Here is a 4566-nt window from a genome sequence, read left to right as displayed (position 1 = left end):
TGGTGTCGGTAAAACTGCGATCGCAGAAGGGTTGGCGCAACGGATGGTTGCCGGTGATGTGCCCGAATCTCTCAAAGACCGTAAATTAATTGCCCTAGATATGGGTGCACTCATTGCCGGTGCTAAGTTCCGGGGCGAATTTGAAGAACGTCTGAAAGCGGTACTCAAAGAAGTTACCGACTCTCGCGGTCAACTTATCCTATTTATTGACGAAATCCACACCGTTGTCGGTGCCGGTGCTACTCAAGGTGCGATGGATGCAGGCAACTTGCTCAAACCCATGCTGGCGCGAGGGGAGTTGCGGTGTATCGGTGCGACAACCCTGGATGAGTACCGCAAGTACATCGAGAAAGATGCGGCATTGGAACGCAGATTCCAGCAGGTTTATGTGGATCAGCCCAGTGTAGAAGATACAATCTCGATTCTGCGGGGACTTAAGGAGCGTTATGAACTCCACCACGGGGTGAAGATTTCTGACAGTTCACTCGTTGCTGCGGCTACGTTATCGACTCGATATATTAGCGATCGCTTCCTGCCAGATAAAGCGATTGACTTAGTCGATGAAGCCGCAGCAAGGCTAAAAATGGAGATTACCTCCAAGCCGGAAGAACTCGATGAAATTAACCGCAAAATCCTCCAGTTGGAAATGGAACGGTTGTCGCTGCAAAAAGAAAGCGATCGCGCCTCGGTTGAACGGCTGGAACGATTGGAAAAAGAACTCGCCAACCTCAAAGAAGAGCAACGGACTTTAAATGCTCAGTGGCAGTCCGAAAAAGATGTACTCAACCACATTCAGAGCATTAAAGAAGAGATTGACCGAGTAAATGTGGAAATTCAGCAAGCCGAGCGCGATTACGACCTGAACAAGGCGGCTGAGTTGAAATATAGCAAATTAGCCCAGTTGCAAAAATCCCTACAAGAGGCAGAATCCCAACTAGCGGCGACCCAAACCAATGGTAAATCCCTGCTACGGGAGGAAGTCACAGAATCCGATATTGCGGAAATTATCTCCAAGTGGACGGGGATTCCCATCAGCAAGCTGGTGGAATCGGAGAAAGAGAAGTTACTCCACCTAGAAGATGAGTTGCACCAGCGGGTTGTGGGACAGGATGAAGCGGTCACTGCCGTTGCCGATGCGATTCAGCGATCGCGTGCGGGCTTATCTGACCCCAATCGTCCCACTGCTAGCTTTATCTTCCTTGGCCCCACGGGTGTTGGCAAGACGGAACTGGCAAAAGCGCTAGCCTCTTACCTGTTCGACACGGAAGATGCTTTAGTGCGGATTGATATGTCGGAATATATGGAGAAGCACGCCGTCTCCCGCCTCATTGGTGCGCCTCCGGGATATGTGGGTTACGAAGAAGGGGGCCAGTTGACCGAATCGATCCGCCGTCGTCCTTTTGCAGTGATTCTGTTTGACGAAATCGAGAAAGCTCATCCCGATGTGTTCAACGTGATGTTGCAAATCCTCGATGATGGGCGCGTCACTGATGCTCAAGGTCACACGGTAGACTTCAAGAATACTGTGATTATCATGACAAGTAACGTCGGATCGCAGTACATTCTAGACCTTGCCACCGATGACAGTCAGTATGATGAGATGCGGAGTCGGGTGATGGATGCGATGCGATCGAGCTTCCGTCCAGAGTTCCTGAATCGGATTGACGAGATTATTATCTTCCACTCCTTGCAAAAACATCAGTTGCGCCATATTGTTCAACTACAAGTTAAGCGCCTAGAACAACGCTTAGCGGATCGCAAGATGTCTCTGAAGTTGTCGGAAAGTGCTCTCGACTTCTTGGCAGAGGTAGGTTATGACCCCGTTTTCGGTGCTCGTCCTCTGAAGCGAGCGATTCAGCGCGAACTAGAAACGCAAATTGCTAAGGCGATTCTGCGAAGTGAGTTTAATGATGGGGACACCATCTTTGTGGATGTAGAAAATGAACGCCTTGCCTTTAAGCGGTTGCCTGCGGACTTGCTGATGACTCAGCCTAGCTAATCACGATATCTAAATATTTACTTTAAACAGGTTGCCCCCTATGCAGCCTGTTTTTTTGGATCGGAAGTTTCCCAAACCGAATTAATGGAACCCTTACATAGACTCAGATTTTGCACCTGGAAAATTGTTTCTATTTTTCTTGCTTTTCTAAATGCTTTTCACGCCCTTTTCTCTCATAGTTTTGGTTGTCAACGCAAATCCAAGAGAATTCCTATATCTAGCCCTGGAGCTTGTATCTTGTTACTCCCCTAGCAATCGCCTGCTGATATTACTACGTAATATCACTATTCACAACGTTATTTTGGCTACTCTTGCCCACTGAGATATGTTGGGATTCGGTTTGGAGTTCCCTGTCACTTTCTTACACCAATCATTTGGGTTTTAGGGGTTTATCCTGATTGGTGGAAGATATGAGTTTAGCTACTTGTCAGCACTCCGCCAGTTTAGTATTGTTATTGGCGTTGTGATCGCAACATTGTGCTTCCGAGAACCTGCACCTGTTCGGCGTATCAGCGCAGCAGTAGCCATTACCTTGGGTATGATCTGCATCAGCACAGCCTCTTAGTATTGCTTAGGGATTAAAAGCGACGGAAAGTCAGAGATTGAAAGACCCAGTTGTCATGCGATTGTGACAGTGATCAAACAAGGTGGGGATGGGACATTCAGTGGAAGAGCCTTTAATTAACCGCCACATGTGCCAAAGGAGTCCCACTGGAACACAGCTAACAGGATGCTACTACCCCCCATGATGATGCCAGTCGCGAGAAACTGCATCGCGCCAACGTAGGGTAATGTCCCGATCGCCACCAGGTGAACTAATCCTGTAATGATTAACGTGCGCGATCGCATTCCTAGTCCAGTTCCTAGGTATCCCAACGCCACCAACCCTAACCATAGTGGACACAGACGCATTAAAACCTCTCCCCACCCCAGGAAAATGCTTAAGTCTGTGAGGGCAACCCCAAGCAGCATCAAAAATGACCAACTATCGACCACCCAGCCTAATCCGTCCTTTCTTAACCAAGGTGGCGTCAAAACCACCATGCCTAATGTAGCCATTAAGGTGAGGATTGACCACCAAACAGCTTGACTACTCCAACTAATAGGGGAGAACTGAGCCGTTGTAAAAATTCCTATAGAGATTGCACCCCAGATCAGGCAGACTTGATCGAGCGGTGTATAAAATGTCGAGACAAGTGTAATACTCCCTACTTGCCAGTGACAGCGCCAAAGTCCAGGGCTATCTGGCAGAGCGAGTACATTTGGCTTGTGGCATAACAGGGGTGCGTCAGGATTAAAAAAATTCATTGTAGTATTGCTGAAAATTAAAATAAATTGAGTGTTTTAATACTTTTGGTTGAATGTTTTGTCCGGCAGCCGGACGAAACTAACACCCTAATCCTCTTTCAGGAATACCTTACTGGAACTCTATCGACAGAAATGATTCAAACTTATCAAAAATCTATCTGTAGAGATAATCTTTAGTAAAACTTAATCAGGACACTTATGAGAGGGCTCTCTCACTTTTACCGAGAAATAAAAAATCTACAATTACCAAGAGGCTGATATACTTGAATCCATCTCTTGAGACTACCTGTGAACTTTTGCTCAAGGATGCGATAAATTACAGCTGGAATAGAAAATTAAGGGATTATTCGTGCTGTCCCGATACTTTAGCGCTCTAACATGGGGCTTATCCGAGCAACAGGAATCCCTTGTGTTGTAAGTTCTGCTGCTCATCATCTAAGCTCCAACGCGACAGGACGCAACCTTCCTTGTCTCTCAACACTCGGCCTATTTGGCTCGAAAGCCAGATTTTCCCATGTTCCATGCGGGAACATCACAAAAGTATCTTCCACCGAGGATCGATGGTAGGTGCTAGTGGTTTGTATCAGGGGGTGGCCTAGAACGTCCGCCCCTGACGATGACTGGCATAAGCTACCCATTCACCTCGAAAGGGATGCCAGCGTAGGTGGGAATCCCCCTATCGACAACTCCCGACTCCCCAACCTTACAGGAAATATGCAAGGTTTTACGCGCAACAGCTTAAAAGCATAGCGTCTCCAACTTCCCCAGCCTATTTTCAAATGAGCTGATTTTCCTGACGGAGGTACGCTTCAATAAATGGGTCGAGTTCGCCGTCCATCACATCCCCAACGGCTGTGGTTTCCACATTCGTGCGCAGGTCTTTCACCATTTGGTAAGGATGAAAGACGTAATTACGAATTTGGTTCCCCCAAGCCGCTTCTACCATGTCACCTCGAATTTCAGCAACTTCTTTAGCGCGTTGTTCTTGAGCAATAATCAGCAGCTTGGCTTTTAGAATGGCTAGGGCTTTTTCCTTGTTTTGCAGTTGACTGCGCTCCTCAGTACAGCGTACCGCCACCCCAGTGGGAATATGCCGAATCCGCACAGCGGTTTCCACCTTGTTGACGTTTTGCCCACCTTTACCGCCAGCACGGGAGGTTGTGATTTCTAAATCCTTGTCGGGAATGTCAAGCTCAACCGAGTTATCGATCAGCGGCATCACTTCCACCCCAGCAAAGCTGGTTTGGCGTTTGCCGTTG

Annotated in this window: 3 protein-coding genes and 1 pseudogene; 1 reads left to right on the top strand and 3 read right to left on the bottom strand. The window is 47.7% G+C overall.

The features are described 5' to 3' along the window. Window positions 1-1999, top strand: a 1999-nt coding sequence (locus V6C93_RS25980) for an AAA family ATPase (RefSeq protein ID WP_333479566.1), incomplete at its 5' end; no start/stop codon positions are given. A 681-nt stretch (window positions 2000-2680) separates the two neighbouring features. On the opposite strand, the gene V6C93_RS25975 is transcribed toward V6C93_RS25980, so the two are convergent. From V6C93_RS25975 to V6C93_RS25970, 3 genes and pseudogenes are all read right to left on the bottom strand, one after another. Next, window positions 2681-3307, bottom strand: a complete 627-nt coding sequence (locus tag V6C93_RS25975) for a hypothetical protein (RefSeq protein ID WP_333479565.1) — start codon at window positions 3305-3307, stop codon at window positions 2681-2683. A 547-nt stretch (window positions 3308-3854) separates the two neighbouring features. Beyond that, window positions 3855-3974, bottom strand: a pseudogene (locus V6C93_RS38825) (galactose-1-phosphate uridylyltransferase); the annotation flags it as partial. Window positions 3975-4082: 108 nt separating this feature from the next. Next, window positions 4083-4566, bottom strand: a 484-nt coding sequence (locus V6C93_RS25970; RefSeq protein WP_333479564.1) for a peptide chain release factor-like protein, incomplete at its 5' end; no start/stop codon positions are given.

The sequence above is a fragment of the Allocoleopsis sp. genome (assembly GCF_036703385.1).
Lineage (GTDB): Bacteria > Cyanobacteriota > Cyanobacteriia > Cyanobacteriales > Coleofasciculaceae > Allocoleopsis.
This window is presented reverse-complemented; position numbering and strand designations above follow the sequence as displayed.

Coding starts and splice junctions, on each gene's coding strand:
- V6C93_RS25975 (WP_333479565.1), bottom strand. CDS start 3,307: ATGAATTTTTTTAATCCTGACGCACCCCTGTTATGCCACAAGCCAAAT.